This window comes from Amycolatopsis sp. cmx-11-32 (assembly GCF_047608695.1).
Lineage (GTDB): Bacteria > Actinomycetota > Actinomycetes > Mycobacteriales > Pseudonocardiaceae > Amycolatopsis.
This window is the reverse complement of sequence record NZ_JADNQN010000003.1, coordinates 349,501-364,065: the sequence shown is the minus strand read 5'-3', so window position 1 is coordinate 364,065 and position 14,565 is coordinate 349,501. Positions and strand designations below refer to the sequence as shown.

Annotated in this window: 13 protein-coding genes and 1 pseudogene; 10 read left to right on the top strand and 4 right to left on the bottom strand. The window is 68.1% G+C overall.

What is annotated here, in order from left to right:
- Positions 1-10 precede the first annotated feature (10 nt).
- The gene (locus ACM6LR_RS10550) at positions 11-433 is read left to right on the top strand and encodes a nitroreductase family deazaflavin-dependent oxidoreductase (protein ID WP_414943800.1); all 423 of its coding nucleotides are present in this window, start codon (positions 11-13) and stop codon (positions 431-433) included.
- 156 nt (positions 434-589) lie between these two features.
- Positions 590-2,197 (top strand): alpha/beta hydrolase, encoded by a 1,608-nt coding sequence (locus ACM6LR_RS10545; RefSeq protein ID WP_414943656.1) that lies wholly within the window; start codon positions 590-592, stop codon positions 2,195-2,197.
- A 75-nt stretch (positions 2,198-2,272) separates the two neighbouring features.
- Here the strand turns inward: ACM6LR_RS10545 and ACM6LR_RS10540 are convergent, their stop codons facing one another.
- Together ACM6LR_RS10540 and ACM6LR_RS10535 are read right to left on the bottom strand one after the other, a co-directional pair.
- A complete protein-coding gene (locus ACM6LR_RS10540) occupies positions 2,273-2,620 on the bottom strand; it encodes a darcynin family protein (RefSeq protein ID WP_414938881.1) in 348 nt (115 codons plus the stop codon).
- A 24-nt stretch (positions 2,621-2,644) separates the two neighbouring features.
- Entirely contained in the window at positions 2,645-4,069 is a 1,425-nt protein-coding gene (locus tag ACM6LR_RS10535; RefSeq protein ID WP_414939152.1) for an MFS transporter, read from the bottom strand.
- A 156-nt stretch (positions 4,070-4,225) separates the two neighbouring features.
- Here ACM6LR_RS10535 and ACM6LR_RS10530 point away from each other — a divergent pair, with 156 nt between their 5' ends.
- The 4 genes and pseudogenes from ACM6LR_RS10530 to ACM6LR_RS10515 form a co-directional block, all read left to right on the top strand.
- On the top strand, positions 4,226-5,131 hold the full coding sequence (locus ACM6LR_RS10530; protein WP_414938882.1) for a LysR family transcriptional regulator: 906 nt from the start codon (positions 4,226-4,228) through the stop codon (positions 5,129-5,131).
- Between the two features lie 54 nt (positions 5,132-5,185).
- Positions 5,186-5,551, top strand: coding sequence for a hypothetical protein (locus ACM6LR_RS10525; protein ID WP_414938883.1), 366 nt, complete (start codon positions 5,186-5,188; stop codon positions 5,549-5,551).
- A 96-nt stretch (positions 5,552-5,647) separates the two neighbouring features.
- The gene (locus ACM6LR_RS10520) at positions 5,648-5,899 is read left to right on the top strand and encodes a hypothetical protein (RefSeq protein ID WP_414938884.1); all 252 of its coding nucleotides are present in this window, start codon (positions 5,648-5,650) and stop codon (positions 5,897-5,899) included.
- 191 nt (positions 5,900-6,090) lie between these two features.
- Positions 6,091-6,552, top strand: a pseudogene (locus ACM6LR_RS10515) (MgtC/SapB family protein); the annotation flags it as partial.
- Positions 6,553-6,958: 406 nt separating this feature from the next.
- Here ACM6LR_RS10515 and ACM6LR_RS10510 read toward each other — a convergent pair.
- Both ACM6LR_RS10510 and acnA read right to left on the bottom strand, forming a co-directional pair.
- Positions 6,959-7,549, bottom strand: a complete 591-nt coding sequence (locus ACM6LR_RS10510) for an alpha/beta fold hydrolase (RefSeq protein WP_414938885.1) — start codon at positions 7,547-7,549, stop codon at positions 6,959-6,961.
- Between the two features lie 79 nt (positions 7,550-7,628).
- Positions 7,629-10,442, bottom strand: a complete 2,814-nt coding sequence (gene acnA / locus ACM6LR_RS10505; protein ID WP_414938886.1) for an aconitate hydratase AcnA — start codon at positions 10,440-10,442, stop codon at positions 7,629-7,631.
- 377 nt (positions 10,443-10,819) lie between these two features.
- On the opposite strand from acnA, the gene ACM6LR_RS10500 reads away from it, so the two are divergent.
- The 4 genes from ACM6LR_RS10500 to ACM6LR_RS10485 all read left to right on the top strand — a co-directional run bounded on the left by ACM6LR_RS10500 (position 10,820) and on the right by ACM6LR_RS10485 (position 14,560).
- On the top strand, positions 10,820-12,178 hold the full coding sequence (locus ACM6LR_RS10500) for an NlpC/P60 family protein (RefSeq protein ID WP_414938887.1): 1,359 nt from the start codon (positions 10,820-10,822) through the stop codon (positions 12,176-12,178).
- A gap of 179 nt (positions 12,179-12,357) precedes the next feature.
- Complete coding sequence (locus tag ACM6LR_RS10495; protein WP_414938888.1) at positions 12,358-12,900, top strand: molybdenum cofactor guanylyltransferase; 543 nt, start codon at positions 12,358-12,360, stop codon at positions 12,898-12,900.
- 22 nt (positions 12,901-12,922) lie between these two features.
- Positions 12,923-13,357 (top strand): VOC family protein, encoded by a 435-nt coding sequence (locus tag ACM6LR_RS10490; protein ID WP_414938889.1) that lies wholly within the window; start codon positions 12,923-12,925, stop codon positions 13,355-13,357.
- Positions 13,358-13,489: 132 nt separating this feature from the next.
- Positions 13,490-14,560, top strand: a complete 1,071-nt coding sequence (locus tag ACM6LR_RS10485; protein WP_414938890.1) for an AAA family ATPase — start codon at positions 13,490-13,492, stop codon at positions 14,558-14,560.
- The last annotated feature ends 5 nt before the right edge of the window (positions 14,561-14,565 follow it).

Genomic DNA, 14,565 nt, shown 5'->3' with positions numbered 1-14,565 from the left:
ACCGTGGCTGATGGGGCTCGCGGGCGGGATCATCTGGGTGGACAAGAAACTCCACCGGCTGTTCAAGGGGAAGGTGAGCCTGGTCGCGCTGGCCGGGCTCCCTTCCCTGCGGCTGACCACGACCGGCCGCAAGAGCGGGCTACCTCGCAGCACCCACCTGCTGTACTTCCCGCATGAAGGGGACTTCGTCCTCGTCGGCTCCAATTGGGGAAGGCCGAATCATCCGGCGTGGACACACAACCTGCGCTCGCGTCCGGACGCGAGCGTCGCGCTGGCCGGCAAGGAGATCCCGGTCAAGGCCAGGGAACTCCTCGGCGACGAGTACGACGCGATGTGGAAGCTCCTGCTGGACTTCTGGCCGGGTTACTCCATGGAGGAGCGATCCGCTCGCCGCGTGTTACCGATCTTCGAGTTGAAGACCCCCGCTCGCTAGGTTCGTACCATCCTTTCGGCCGGTGACGGGGTTACCGGCTTGTGCGAGGCTCGCTGGGTGTTACGCGCCGTGACGTCGGCGGCGCGCCGAGCGACGTGTCGCGACACGTCGCCAGCCGAGGGAGGAGTCGTTTTGCCGAGATCCACAAGGAGGCCGGTGCGCGGTCTCGCACTGGTAGGGGCACTCGTGGCCGGCGCCGCGTTCACCGGGCTTTCCGCCGGTAGCGCGGTCGCGGCCGAGGGCGGCGGGCTCTCCGCCGCCCAGGTCGGTGCGACCCCGCCGGTGAACTGGGAGGCCTGCACGGCCGACCAGATCCGCGGTGTTCCCGCCGACCAGGTCAAGTCCTACAGCTGCGCGCGCTACCGCGTGCCGATCGACCACGACAACGCGGCGCTCGGCACCATCGACATCGCGATGCTGAAGCGAGCGGCGAAGACGCCCGGCACAAAGGTCGGCTCGCTGTTCCTCAACCCGGGTGGCCCGGGCGGTTCCGGGTTCCGGATGCCGATCGGTGCCACGAACTACTTCCAGCCGCAGGTGCTGGACCGGTTCGACCTGATCGGTTTCGACCCACGCGGGGTCGGCGCCAGCAACCCGCTCAAGTGTTTCACCACGCAGGAGGACGCGAACGACGTCTTCGCCGCGCAGATCCCCGTACCGTTGTCAAGGCAAGAGATCTCCGGAACGCTGGCGTCGTACCGGGACTACGGCCAGTTCTGCAAGAACAACGCCGGTGCGCTGCTGAACCACATGTCCACCAAGGACGTCGTGCGTGACCTCGACAAGATGCGGGCGGCCGTCGGCGACCAGAAGCTGACCTTCGTCGGCTTCTCGTACGGGACCCTGATCGGGTCGACGTACACGGGCATGTTCCCGAAGCAGAGCCGTGCGATCGTCATCGACGGCAACGTCGACCCGGCGCTGCGCACCAGCGACGGCGTGCAGTACGACCGCGAGCGTGCTCGCGGTTTCGAGATCGCGCTGGACGCCTTCCTGCGCAAGTGCGGGCAGGTCGGGCCGAAGTGCTCGTTCAGTTCGGGCACGCCGCGGGCGAAGTTCGACGAGATCCGCGAGTACCTGCGCCGGCAGCCGATCAAGCTGCCGGACGGGAGCACCTACGACATCAACGCGTTCACCAGCACGGTGGCCGGGGTGCTGTACTCGCCGACGTCGTTCCCGCCGCTGGCCGACGACCTGCAGACGCTGTACAACGTCGTCCACCCGCCGTCGGCGCAGACGCAGACGGCACAGGCCGTCGAGCTGAAGGTGCTGCGATCGGGCGCGAACGGGCGCGCGGACGCGGACCCGGACAGCCCGTATGTCGGGGACGACTCCTACTTCGCCGTGAACTGCTCGGACAAGAAGATCACGATCAAACAGGAGAAGGTTCCGGGGATCGCCGCGAAGTGGGAGAAGGAATCGCCCACTTTCGGCCGCTATCAGGCGTTCGCCGACATCGCGGGCTGCCCGGTGTGGCCCGCGAAGAAGCCGGACGTGTTCCGCGGCCCGTGGCGGGCCAAGACCGACACCCCGGTGCTGGTCGTCGGCAACTACTACGACCCGGCGACCCAGTACCTGTTCTCGAAGCGGATGGCCAACCAGCTGGGCAACGCCCGGCTGCTCTCGGTCGACGCCTTCGGGCACTGCATCCTGGGTGACTCGCTCGGTGTGGACAAGGTGACGGCCGATTACCTGATCGATCTGAAGGTTCCGGCCAACGGCCAGGTGTTCCAGCCGAACGTCCAACCGTTCGAAACAGCCTGATCTCAAGCGTGTGACCGCGAAGGCCACCTCTGAGGCGATCACCGTCTCGGAGGTGGCCTTCGCGGCGCCGCTGGCTCAGACGTCGATACTCGCGTAGGTGTCCAAGCCGTAGTTCGTGGCGTACGCGTTCTCGACGCCGACCAGCAGATCGACGATCTCGAAGTACCGGTCCCAGAAGGGCGTTTCGCGTAGCGCCTCGACGAGCAGCTGGTACGAGTGGTGGTCGTCGGCCTCCCACACCCACACGTCGGTCACCCGCGCGGAGTAGAACTCGGTGTCGTAGAAACGGGAACGGACTCCCTTCACCTTGCTCTCGATTGCCGGGAGAACTTCGGTCTTGAAGGATTCCACGCGCTGTTCGACCGTCAAGCCGAGCCATTCGGGGGTGGTCTTCACCAGTATGAAGGCGGTTACCGCGGACATTGTGCTTCCTTTCAGGCGTACGTGCTACCGATTCCCGGGAGTGCGGGAAAGTCGTGACTGCAGGACGACGAGCGCACCGAGGACGAGCACGCTCACGCCGATCACCCGCAAGGCCGTGCTGGTGCTGGTGACGAACGCGGAGATCACCTCGGGCGCGCGGTCCGGCGCGACGGCGAGGGCCTGCGCCACGGTGTGCGGATCATGGTTCGCGCGGATGTCGGGCGGCAGCGCGGCGACGAACCGTCCGGTGAGGACGGTGCCGATGACCGCGACGCCGAGCGCGCTGCCGAACTCGCGCGTGGTGGCCTGCAGCCCGGCGCCGACACCGGCTTGAGCAGGGGGCAGCGAACCGGAGATGGCGGCGGACAGTGTCGGAAGGGCCAGCGTGACCCCGATGCCGGTGACCACGAGCCAGGCCGCGTAGACGATGTACGGCGTCGCGGCGTCGATTGTGGACAGTCCGATGAGGCCACAGCCGCCGAAGGCGAACGCCAGCGCGACGGTGGCGTCGACGCCGACGCGCTGGACGAGGCGGCCGACATGCCGTGCGCCGAGGATGATCGGGATGGTCATCGGGATGATCCCGAGCCCGGTCAGCAGGACGCTGAAACCCTTGCCGTACTGCAGGAACGAGGCGTTGACGTAGAACAGCGCGAACATCCCGAAGAAGATCGCGGTCATGCCGAGGCAGGCGCTGCGCAGCGCGGGGACGCGGAACAACCGGGGATCGAGCAGCGGGTGCTCGACCTTCAATTCCACGAACGTCCACAGGACGAACAGCACGAGGGCGCCGGCGAACCCGATCAGGACGATCGGGCTGGTACAGCCCGCTTCGGGTCCCTCGACGATGCCGAGCAGGAGGGCGACCGACGCGCCGACGAGCAGGAAGGCGCCGAGCAGGCTGAGCGGGCGGTCGTGTCGCGGGGACACCGGCGCGACGCGGGCGACGAACGCGGCGAGCAGTAGGGAGATCGGGACCGCGACCGCGAACAGCCAGCGCCACGACCCGCCGGAGAGCACCGCGCCACCGCCGACGTTCCCGACGATACCGCCGATCCCGGTCATCGAGGCCCAGGTCGCGATGGTCACGCCCTTGCGCTCGGCGGGCACGGCGTGGAGCAGGACGGCGAGCGTGTTGGGCAGGACCGCGGCGGCGCCGATTCCCGTGATCGCCCGGCCCGCCAGCAGGACGGGCACGTTCGGCGCGACCGTCGAGAGCAGCGCGCCGAGGCCGAACAGTGCCAGGCCGGCGAGGAGGACCCCCTTGCGGCCGAAGCGATCGCCCGCGGCGCCACCGAGGATCACCAGGCAGGCGAAGAAAATGACGTAAGTGTCGACGATCCAGACCAGCGCCGACGCGGACGGGCGCAGGTCGCTCGCGGCCAGCATCGGGACGGCGAGGTTGATCGCGGCGACCATCCCGACGACGAGCACGACGCACGCGCACATGACGGCCAGCAGGCCGCGTCGCGCGACCGGGCGGCTCGCGTCGGCTGCCGGATCGTCGCGGATGTGAAGTCGAAGTGGCATGTCTTTTACGCTATGGACCAGCAGCTACTTCGTGCCACGCAACTTTGGCAAGGACGAGTTGCGTACAATGCAACTATGGTCGACCAGTTGGACCTGAACCTTTTACGCGTGTTCGACGCGCTGCTGCGGGACGGCAGCGTCACCGCGGCCGCCGAGCGCCTGCACCTCTCGATCCCGGCGACGAGCCGGGCCCTCGGCAGACTGCGGCGGGCGATGGGGGACCCGATCCTGGTGCGCGCCGGCCGTGGGATGGTGCCGACGCCCTTCGCACTGCGGACCGCGCCGCGCGTGCGGTCACTGCTCGACGAGGCGTCGGCTCTGATCAGCGCCGACCGGGAACTCGCCATCGGGGACCTCGAACGCACTTTCACCATCCGCATCAACGACGGCGTCGCCGCGACGCTGGCGACGGCGGCCGTCGAGGCGACCGCCGCCGTCGCGCCGGGTGTGGTCCTGCGCTTCGTCGGGGAAGGCAGCGAAAGCACCGAGGCGCTGCGGGACGGCTCTGTGGATCTGGACATCGGCGCCGGTGACGTCTCGGCTCCCGACATCCGCTCGATGCTGCTGTACCGCGAACGAGTGGTCGCGATCGTCCAGGCGGACAGTCCACTGGCGCGCACGCGCCGCCCGACGCTGGCGCAGCTTTGCCGGTATCCCCACGTTTCCGCCTCCCGGCGCGGCCGCACCCGAGGGCCGCTCGACGAGGTCTTGGAGGCCGAGGGACTCCAGCGCCGGGTCGCGGCGATCGTCCCGACGTCCGCCGTCGCCGCGTTCCTGGTCGCGTCGAACGAGTACATCGGACTCGCGCCGCAGCGGCTCGCCGAGCAGTACGGCCGGTCGCTCGGCATCCGCTGGTTCCCGATCCCCGCGGACCTCCCGGAGATCGAAGTGCGCCAGCTCTGGCACGCCCGGCTCGACGCCGATCCGGCCCAGCGCTGGCTGCGCGGCACGATCCGCGACGCGTTCGATTCACCCGCTTAGCGGCGATTTCCGGAGCCGGAATTGACCTGGGAGGACTGATCGCCTCTCGCCAAGGTGATCTCGATCTGCGGCTTGCGTCGCAGCTGGGGGAAGGAAAACTTCGCGTACCAACAGAACTCTGTCCATCGCCGGGACGTCCGCGGTCACGCTGGCCGTTCTCGTTCCCGGCTCGGCTTCGGCGGCGCTGGCGAGATCAACGACGCCGGGATAGCGGTCGGCTGGTCCGACACGAGCGGCGCCGACGACGAGGTCACCGATCTCGGCACCGCGGCCGGTGACACCGGGAGCGAGGCCACGGGGATCAACGACGCGGGAACGGTGGTAGCGCGGTTGTTATCGGGAGCGACGTATTGCCAGGCGGACGCGATCAACGCCACCGGTGAGATCGGCCGGTCCGCTGGAGCGTCGACGGGAAGGTGACCGCACTGGCCATGCCCGGCGGGACCTCCGGTGGCGGGGCCGCGATCGCGGACGACGGCACTGTCGCGGGCTACTTCGCGTAGGTGATGGGCTTCGGTGCCGACGGCGACGATCGTCGACAGGGTGCAGCGGTCGGTCGGCGGTAGCCACGGCGTGTTCGCGGTCGGTATGTCGAAGGACACAGAAAGGGCGCTCCACCGCCGTGCGCTGGAACTCCGAGGAACCCTCACCGACTTCGGAAGGGCGGCTGGAGCAGGGCCGGGAACCATCACCTTCGCCACCTCGGTCAACACGCACGGGGTGATCGTCGGCCGGTCCAGCGCGGTCGCGGTGCGCTGGACGCCTTGATCGGCGTGGTATCTTCCGAAGGTTGATCAACACCGTTCGAGTACGAAAGCGAGGTGAGCGGCACATGCCGGAAGACAGTTCTGGAACGACCGGATGCGGTCGCCGTTCACCCGTGTGCGCGGTGCGGTGACCTTTCCGGTCTCCTTTCCCTGTCTGGCCTTGTGTGCGCACGCCAGAAAAGAGCCGGAATCATGAACACCTTCGAAATGCTGCTCAGGGTCGGCACCGGCGTCGGACTGGGCGCCGTCATCGGCATCGAGCGCCAGTACCGCGCCCGGATGGCCGGACTCCGCACCAACGCCCTCGTCGCCGTCGGCGCCACCCTCTTCGTCCTGTTGTCCGCGCACGGTTTCGGCGGGCTGGACACCAGCGGTGACGCCGACCCGACGAGGGTGGCCGCCCAGATCGTTTCCGGCATCGGCTTCCTCGGCGCCGGGGTGATCCTGCGGGACGGCCTCAACGTCCGCGGACTCAACACGGCCGCCACACTGTGGTGCTCGGCGGCCGTCGGATCCCTTGCGGGAGCGGGACTTTACGTCGTCGCGCTCGCGGGGACGGCCGTGATCGTCGGGGTCAACGTACTGTTGCGCCCGCTCGGCCACGTCCTGGACCGTCGCCCGGAGAACCGGGAAGAGTCCTCCGAGCAGGAAGAGCGCGAGACGGCTTAGTGCCCTGTGAGGTTGTCTTTGCCCGTCGCTGGTTTCGGTACAGGGAAACCTTGACCGGTTGATCTCGTGAGTGGGACGTTGAGTGTCCAGGTTCTACCCTCGGGGCAGCCACCTGGGAGTAGGCAAATACCTCCTCAGTTCTCTTTTCGGCTGGGCAAGGGTCGCTCACCCGGCGTCCTGGTGGTGAAGGCCTCCTTGCTGATCGCTGGTGACACTGAGACGACCGTGACGCCACGCTCCGCGCTTGAAGTCCGTGAAGGCCTCCTTGAGGGACCCAGAGTCCCTCAAGGAGGCCTTCACGGACCCGCCACCCGACACGAGATCGTTCGGCCCAAGCGGTCCAGGAAATCCAGCAGGAGCCGGGAAAACTCGGTGGGCTTCTCCAGGTTGATCATGTGCGCGACCCCGGGAACGACAAGTTTCCGGGGTCGCGTGCCTCGCGATCGATCTGCTCGGCGATGTCGAGGATGCCCGAAAAATCCAGTTGGTCCATCAGCGTGAAGCTGGTGCCACCGTGCCGGGTGATCGTGTGCGTGTACATCTCCCGGCACCGTCGGCGGCTTCCTGGTCGACGTCCGCCGGGGGGCCGTCCACCCGCATCCGCAATACGCACTCGATGGCGGCGGGGAGATCGCCTCTGGCGCCGGCTTCTTGGAGTTTTTGTTCTGTCCAGGACACAGGGGTCTTTCGTCGTCATCGCGCTGCGGCCGGTGGCCACGAGAACGAGGTCCTCGACGAGGTCTGGGCAGGTCAGGACGAAGTCCATCGCGATCCGCCCGCCACCGGACGACCCGATCAGTGAGGCGCGGGGGAGTTCCAGGGCGGTCATCAGCTCGCGGAGATCGTCGTAGTGCCTGAACCGCTCGGTCGGTGTGGACGATCCGCCGTGTCCCCGGGCGTCGTAGCGAACGGCGGTGCAGTGGTCTTCGAGCGCTGACATCTCGGCGTCCCACATGCGGGAGTCGAGCATCCCGCGCGCCATGGCGGGCACGGTACCGAAGAAACGCAAGAGGCCCCTTTCCCCGCACTTCGGGGAAAGGGGCCTCTTGCGTACAGAGTGCTTACGCCTGGGTCATCTTCCGCAGGACGTACTGCAGGATGCCGCCATTGCGGTAGTAGTCCGCCTCACCCGGCGTGTCGATGCGGACGTCCGCCTCGAACTCCACCTTGGTGCCGTCGGTCTTCGTCGCGGTGACGTGGACCGTGCGCGGGGTCTCGCCGTCGTTCAGCTTCGTGATGCCCGAGATGTCGAACGTCTCGGTGCCGTCGAGGCCGAGCGACGAGGCCGACTCGCCCGCCGGGAACTGCAGCGGGATGACGCCCATGCCGATCAGGTTCGACCGGTGGATCCGCTCGAACGACTCGGTGATCACCGCGCGGACGCCGAGCAGCGAGGTGCCCTTGGCCGCCCAGTCGCGGGAGGAACCGGAGCCGTACTCCTTGCCGCCAAGGACGACGAGCGGGATGTTCTGGGCCGCGTAGTTCCGCGCCGCGTCGTAGATGAACGACTGCGGGGCGTCGTCCTGGGTGAAGTCGCGGGTGTAGCCGCCCTGCACGTCGTCCAGCAGCTGGTTGCGCAGCCGGATGTTCGCGAAGGTGCCGCGGATCATGACCTCGTGGTTACCCCGACGGGAGCCGTAGGAGTTGAAGTCCTTCTTCTCCACACCGTGCTCGGTCAGGTACTGCGCGGCCGGGGTGCCCGGCTTGATCGCGCCGGCGGGGGAGATGTGGTCGGTGGTGACCGAGTCGCCCAGCTTCGCCAGCACGCGGGCGCCGGAGATGTCGGTGACCGCCGACGGCTCCGCCTTCATGCCGTCGAAGTACGGGGGCTTCCGGACGTAGGTGGACTCCGCGTCCCACTCGAAGGTCTTGCCCTCGGGGGTCGGCAGCGACTTCCACCGCTCGCCACCGTCGAAGACGTCGGCGTAGTCCTTGGTGAACATCTCCTGCGTGATGGCGTAGTCGATGGTCTCCTGGATCTCCTTGGCCGCGGGCCAGATGTCCTTCAGGAAGACGTCGTTGCCTTCGGTGTCCTGGCCGAGCGGCTGGTTCTCGAAGTCGAAGTCCATCGTGCCGGCGAGCGCGTAGGCGATGACCAGCGGCGGCGACGCGAGGTAGTTCATCTTCACGTCGGGGTTGATCCGGCCTTCGAAGTTCCGGTTGCCCGAGAGCACCGAAACCGCGGTGAGGTCGTTCTCCTGGATCGCCGCGGAGATCTCGTCCGACAGCGGGCCCGAGTTGCCGATACAGGTGGTGCAGCCGTAGCCGACCAGGTGGTAGCCCAGCTTCTCCAGGTACGGCCAGAGACCGGCCTTGCTGTAGTAGTCGGTGACGACCTGCGAACCCGGCGCCATCGAGGTCTTGACCCACGGCTTGACCGTGAGGCCCTTGTCGACCGCGTTCCGCGCGAGCAGTGCCGCGCCGAGCATGACCGACGGGTTGGAGGTGTTGGTGCACGAGGTGATCGAGGCGATCACCACGGCGCCGTGGTCGAGGACGAATTCGCCGCGGTCCGACGTGCTGACCTTGACCGGGTTGGTCGGGCGGCCGCTGTGGCCGTTCGCCGCCGACTGGACCTGGACCTCGACCGCACCCTCGTCCTTGAACGAGAGGGCGGCCGGGTCGCTGGCCGGGAAGGACTCCTCGACGCTTTCGTCGACGTTGGTGTGCGGGACCTGCTCGCCGCCGACGTAGTCGTGGATCGACTTGCGGAACGAGTTCTTCGCGTCGGTCAGCTCGATGCGGTCCTGCGGGCGCTTCGGGCCGGCGATCGACGGGACGACCGTGGAAAGGTCCAGCTCGATGTACTCGGAGAACTCCGGCTCGTGCGACGGGTCGTGCCAGAGACCCTGTTCCTTGGCGTAGGCCTCGACGAGCGCGACCTGCTCCTCGGACCGGCCGGTGAGCTTGAGGTAGCGGACGGTCTCCTCGTCGATCGGGAAGATCGCCGCGGTGGAGCCGAACTCCGGGCTCATGTTGCCGATGGTGGCGCGGTTGGCCAGCGGCACCGCGCCGACGCTCTCGCCGTAGAACTCGACGAACTTGCTGACCACGCCGTGCTTGCGCAGCATCTCGGTGATGGTGAGCACGACGTCGGTCGCGGTCACGCCGGTCGGGATCTCGCCGGTGAGCTTGAAGCCCACGACGCGCGGGATGAGCATGGAGACCGGCTGGCCAAGCATGGCCGCCTCGGCCTCGATGCCGCCGACACCCCAGCCCAGCACGCCGAGGCCGTTGACCATGGTGGTGTGCGAGTCGGTGCCGACACAGGAGTCGGGGTACGCCTGGCCGTTGCGGGACATCACCGTGCGCGCGAGGTGTTCGATGTTGACCTGGTGCACGATGCCGGTGCCCGGCGGGACGACCTTGAACTCGTCGAAGGCGCCCTGGCCCCAGCGCAGGAACTGGTACCGCTCGCGGTTGCGCTCGTACTCGATCTCGACGTTGCGCTCGAACGCGTCGGGGCGGCCGAAGACGTCGATGATGACCGAGTGGTCGATGACCAGCTCGGCCGGCGCCAGCGGGTTGACCTTGTCCGGGTCGCCGCCGAGGTCGGTGACGGCCTCGCGCATGGTGGCGAGGTCGACGACACAGGGCACGCCGGTGAAGTCCTGCATGATCACGCGGGCGGGGGTGAACTGGATCTCGATCGACGGATCGGCCTTGGCGTCCCAGTCGCCGAGCGCGCGGATGTGGTCGGCGGTGATGTTCGCGCCGTCCTCGGTCCGCAGCAGGTTCTCGAGCAGGATCTTCAAGCTGTAGGGAAGGCGCTGGGAGCCCTCGACCTTGTTCAGGCGGAACACCTCGTAGGAGGCGTCGCCCACCTTCAGCGTGTCTTTGGCGCCGAAGCTGTCCTTGCTGGCGGGTGCGGTCACTTCTAACTCCAGTGGCGGGTCAGTTCGGGGTGTTCTCCAGGTCGTTCGGGCCGACTAGGAGCGAGTGTTGCGCACCCCCACCGTAAGTCCGGACCCGGGATGGCACACCTCGTTCGTCCCCACAAACAGTACGCCTGTCCTTTTTTCGATTCAAGTCGCCCTCGGCTCGGGTGTCCCTTCTTGCTCGGTTTGAGTGGCAAGCCGACACGCTCATCGCGAAGGTTGCGGCCATTCGAGTGATGAAACGTTCGTCTGTTCGTCCCCCGTTGAGGGGAAATGGTGCCTACGGTGTGTAAGTTCCTGGTGGTGTTTCTGGTATTGCTGTGACTGAAGTGGCACAGTGAGTTCGTCGTTCAAGATCAGGAGGTGGGCGGATCGTGCGTGGTGAAACCGGGTCCGGCAGCGTTACCCGCCGTGGCGTGACCATCGGCGCGCTCGGCGTCGCCTTGTTGCTCGGGGTGACCGGTACGGGTCTCGCGGTTCCGCCGCCCCCGCCGAACCCCAGCGACTCCGAGATCAACTCCAGCAAGGCCGACGCCAACGCCAGGGCGGGTGATGTCGGCAGACTCACCAATCAGCTGGCCCAGGCCGAGTCGAAGCTCTCTCAGCTCAACGACGAGGTCGAGCTGAAGATGGAGGAGGCCAACAAGGCCAGGGTCGACGCGGAGACGGCGCTGGACGAGGCCGCGCTGGCGGACCGTGAAGCGCGGTCGGCGCGCACGGAGGCCGACGCCGCGCAGTCCACCATCGACGAGGCCCGTGCGGACCTCGACAAGTTCGCCGCCGCCAGCTTCCAGCAGGGCAGCACCGTCGGCTCGGTGTCGGCGTACCTGACCGCCAACAGCCCCAAGGAACTCCTCGGCCGCGCCCAGATGCTCGACGCGGTCGGGGGCAGCAGGCTCAACGCGCTCGACACGATGAAGCGCGCGCAGACCGAGAAGTCCAACAAGGACGCCACGGCCCGCAAGAAGCTGGAGATCGCGCAGGAGCGCAAGCGCGAGGCCGAGGCGGCCAAGCACGAGGCCGACAACGCCCAGAGCGCCGCCCAGCACGCGCAGGACACCCAGGCCACCCAGAACGACCTGCTGGAAGCCGACAAGACCAACGTCGAGAAGCAGCTTTTCGAGGCGCAGCAGAAGGTCAGTGGGCTCCAGGGGCAGCGGCAGCGCTACGACGACTGGAAGGCGCAGAAGGCCCGCGAGGACGAAGAACGCGCTCGTCAGGCCGCTCTCGCCGCGTCCCGGCCCAGCCCCGGTCAGGGTGGCGGTGACCGTCCGTCGACCGGCAGGCCCGTCCAGTCGGCTCCCGCTGGTTCGAGTGTCGAGGCCGTCGTCCGGCGGGCGCTGTCACAGCTGGGACTTCCGTACGCGTGGGGCGGTGGCAACGGCTCCGGGCCGACGCGCGGCATCCGCGACGGCGGCACGGCGGATAGCTACGGCGACTACCTGAAGACCGGCTTCGACTGCTCCGGGCTGATGATCTACGCGTTCGCCGGGGTGCGGTCGCTCCCGCACTACAGCGGATACCAGTACAACGCGGGGCGTAAGGTGCCGCTCTCGCAGATGCGCCGCGGCGACATGCTCTTCTGGGGCGGCAGCGCGCGGGGCATCCACCACGTCGCGATCTACCTCGGGAACGGGCAGATGGTCGAGGCGCCGCAGTCCGGTCTGCGGGTCCGGATCGCGCCGGTGCGCTACGGCGGCATCATGCCGTACGCGGCGCGTTTGATCGGCTAGAGCGTGTCTCCCGAACTGACGTTGGCTGGTCGAGTGAGAGCACGCGCGCGCGTTTCTTTTGGGTCGGAGGCCTCGGATTTGCGGAGGTGGGTCGCTGACATGGCCGCCAGAGTGAACGGCCAATGCCGCGGCCCGGCCGCGGAAGACCGAAAGCGCGCTTTGAGAGACGCGGCCTAGCCGTGGCGTACGCGGGGATCGTGCTGGCGGGCGGTGCCGCGCGCCGCCTGTCCGGTGTGGACAAACCCGCCCTCGTCGTCGGCGGGAAACCCTTGCTGGCACGGGCTCTGGCGGCGCTCGCCGAAGCGGACCCGGTGATCGTCGTCGGGCCGGAACGGCCGGGTTTCGGCGACGTCCGGTGGACGAGGGAAGCCGAGCCCGGTACGGGACCGGTGGCCGCGCTGGCGGCGGGACTCGCCATGGTGCACACGGGGATCGTCGCCGTCCTCGCCGGTGATCTCGCCGGAGTCCGGAAGTCTACTGTGGACCGGCTGGTGGCCGCGCTGGGGTCCGCTTCCGGCGCGGTCCTCGTCGACGCCGGTGGTGAGCGGCAGTGGCTGTTAGGCGTCTGGCGGACGGAAGCGTTGCGTGGCGCCTTGCCGGAGCCGGTGGAGAACGCGTCGCTGCGGCGGACCTTGGGCGGGCTGGACATCGTCGACGTCCCTGAGGAACCGGGGGAGAGCGCCGACATCGATACGCCCGAAGATATCGGTCGATTCTCTTGAGACTGGTGGCTATTGTGGACCGATGGCGTCGGTCAAACAGGTCCAAGTCACCTTCGATTGCAAGGAACCCGAGCGGGTGGCCCGATTCTGGTGCGAGGTGCTGGGGTACGTCGTGCCGCCGCCGCCGGAAGGATTCGCCACCTGGGACGACTACACCCGTTCGCTGCCGCCGGAGAAACAGGACGCGGGGTTCGTCTGCCAAGATCCCACCGGGGTGGGCCCTCGGCTGTATTTCCAGCGCGTTCCCGAAGGCAAGGTCGTCAAGAACCGGGTGCATCTCGACGTCCGGGTCGGTACCGGGCTCGTCGGTGAGGAGCGCCTCGCCGCCCTCGAGGCCGAGTGCGCGCGACTGGTCCCGCTCGGCGCCGTCCGCGGGCCGCTGCTGCTCGCCGACGAAGAGAACGAGTCCTGCCTCACCATGCAGGACATCGAGGGCAACGAGTTCTGCCTCGACTGAGGTGTCCCCGGCGGCTCCTTCACAGCCGTCATACCGGTGGTCCGGTTGGCTACCGTCACGAACGGCTGTGTCAGCGACCACTACGGTCACAGCCGGACGCAAGAACGCAAGCGGGGAACACAGGAGGCACGAGTGACCGAGCCCGGCTACGCCGACGGCGCGCAGCAGCAGCCCGGAACGCCGGCGCGGGACGCCCAGTTGCTGGAGCGGACCGTGTTCGAGGTCAAGCGGATCATCGTCGGCCAGGACAGACTGGTCGAGCGGATGCTCGTCGGCCTGCTTGCCAGGGGCCACCTCCTGCTCGAAGGTGTCCCCGGTGTCGCGAAGACCCTCGCCGTCGAGACCTTCGCGCGAGTGGTCGGCGGCTCGTTCTCGCGGGTGCAGTTCACCCCGGACCTGGTCCCCGCCGACATCCTCGGCACCCGGATCTACCGCCAGGGCGCCGAGCGGTTCGACGTCGAACTCGGCCCGGTGGTGGCGAACTTCGTGCTCGCCGACGAGATCAACCGCGCGCCGGCGAAGGTGCAGTCGGCGATGCTCGAGGTGATGGCCGAGCGGCACGTGTCGATCGGCGGCCAGACCTTCCCGATGCCCGACCCGTTCCTCGTGCTCGCCACGCAGAACCCGATCGAGAACGAGGGCGTGTACCCGCTGCCAGAGGCGCAGCGCGACCGGTTCCTGTTCAAGATCGTCGTCGAGTACCCGACCGCCGAGGAAGAGCGGGAGATCATCTACCGGATGGGCGTCACTCCGCCCACCCCGCAAGAGGTGCTGAGCCCTGGCGAGCTGGTCCGGCTGCAGAACGTCGCTTCGCAGGTGTTCGTGCACCACGCGCTGGTCGACTACGTCGTCCGCGTGGTACTCACCACCCGTACCCCGAACGACCACGGCCTCGCCGACGTCGCGGGCTGGGTGTCCTACGGTGCCTCGCCGCGTGCCAGCCTCGGCATCATCGCCGCCGCGCGGTCGCTGGCGCTCGTCCGCGGCCGGGACTACGTGCTGCCGCAGGACGTCGTCGACGTCGTGCCGGACGTGCTGCGTCACCGGCTCGTGCTGTCCTACGACGCGCTGGCCGACGGTGTTCCCATCGACCACATCATCACGCGGGTGCTGCAGACCGTGCCGCTGCCGCAGGTCTCGGCCCGTCCGCAGGGCGGCGCCGGGCAGGGCGGCCCGGTCCCGGCCGGCGCACCGGTCAGGTAAGGGAC

Bases quoted from the DNA above. Each gene is read 5' to 3' on its own strand.
- ACM6LR_RS10550 (WP_414943800.1), top strand. From the start codon at position 11: ATGGGGCTCGCGGGCGGGATCATCTGGGTGGACAAGAAACTCCACCGG.
- ACM6LR_RS10530 (WP_414938882.1), top strand. From the start codon at position 4,226: ATGGTCGACCAGTTGGACCTGAACCTTTTACGCGTGTTCGACGCGCTG.
- ACM6LR_RS10540 (WP_414938881.1), bottom strand. From the start codon at position 2,620: ATGTCCGCGGTAACCGCCTTCATACTGGTGAAGACCACCCCCGAATGG.
- ACM6LR_RS10490 (WP_414938889.1), top strand. From the start codon at position 12,923: ATGGCGTCGGTCAAACAGGTCCAAGTCACCTTCGATTGCAAGGAACCC.
- ACM6LR_RS10510 (WP_414938885.1), bottom strand. From the start codon at position 7,549: ATGGCGCGCGGGATGCTCGACTCCCGCATGTGGGACGCCGAGATGTCA.
- ACM6LR_RS10535 (WP_414939152.1), bottom strand. From the start codon at position 4,069: ATGTGCGCGTGCGTCGTGCTCGTCGTCGGGATGGTCGCCGCGATCAAC.